The organism is Grimontia sedimenti (assembly GCF_011045095.1).
In the GTDB taxonomy this organism is placed as follows: Bacteria; Pseudomonadota; Gammaproteobacteria; order Enterobacterales; family Vibrionaceae; genus Enterovibrio; species Enterovibrio sedimenti.
The window spans coordinates 1-907 of record NZ_JAALDL010000050.1 but is presented as its reverse complement, the minus strand read 5'-3'; the positions used below and the strand labels follow the sequence as shown (position 1 = coordinate 907).

Below are 907 nucleotides of genomic sequence, written 5' to 3'. Positions count from 1 at the left end.
AAGCGTGTAGCTGGCCGCTTCACCTTCAATGACAGAGGCATCGCCAGTCAAAGTTAGCGTCGGTGCATCCGTGGTGGTGCCATCATTGATGGTGGTTTCGACAGCGGCCGGTGCGGTTGGCTGAGCCTCAAAGTCACCACCGGATGTTGAGTCTACTGACACAGTAAAGACATCATCATCGGCAGATTCGTTGAGGCTGTCATTAAGCGTGTCCACGGTGAAATCGATGGAAGTGGTGTTCGCAGCGATCACCACATCACGGGTCACCGGTGTGACATCGCCATCTTCGGTGGTCTTGTGACCAATGAGCACAGTGACTGTAAAGTCCGCTGTTGGTGCTTCCGACAGGGTGAGGGTGTAACTGGCTGCTTCGCCTTCATTCACTGAGGCATCACCCGTCAGTGTCAGGGTCGGCGCATCCGTGGTGGTGCCATCGTTGATGGTGGTTTCCACCGCAGTGGGTGCAGTCGGCTGCGCCTCAAAGTCACCGCCAGAGGTGGCATCCACCGAGACGGTAAACACATCGTCATCCGCCGATTCATTCAGGCTGTCATTAAGCGTGTCCACGGTGAAATCGATGGAAGTGGTGTTCGCAGCGATCACCACATCGCGGGTGACCGGCGTGATATCGCCATCTTCCGTGGTCTTGTGTCCCACGATGATGGTCACGGTGAAATCAGCGGTTGGTGCTTCCGACAGGGTGAGGGTGTAGCTGGCCGCTTCACCCTCAATGACAGAAGCATCGCCGGTCAGCGTCAGAGTCGGCGCATCCGTGGTGGTGCCATCATTGATGGTGGTTTCGACAGCGGCCGGCGCGGTTGGCTGCGCTTCGAAGTCACCGCCAGCGGTAGCATTCACCGAGACGGTAAACACATCATCATCCGCCGATTCGTTCAGGCTGTCATCT

At 57.1% G+C, this 907-nt stretch carries 1 protein-coding gene; it reads right to left on the bottom strand.

What is annotated here, in order from left to right:
* Positions 1 to 907 (bottom strand): immunoglobulin-like domain-containing protein (locus G5S52_RS23435; protein WP_368737498.1); only part of this gene is annotated, 907 nt, incomplete at both ends.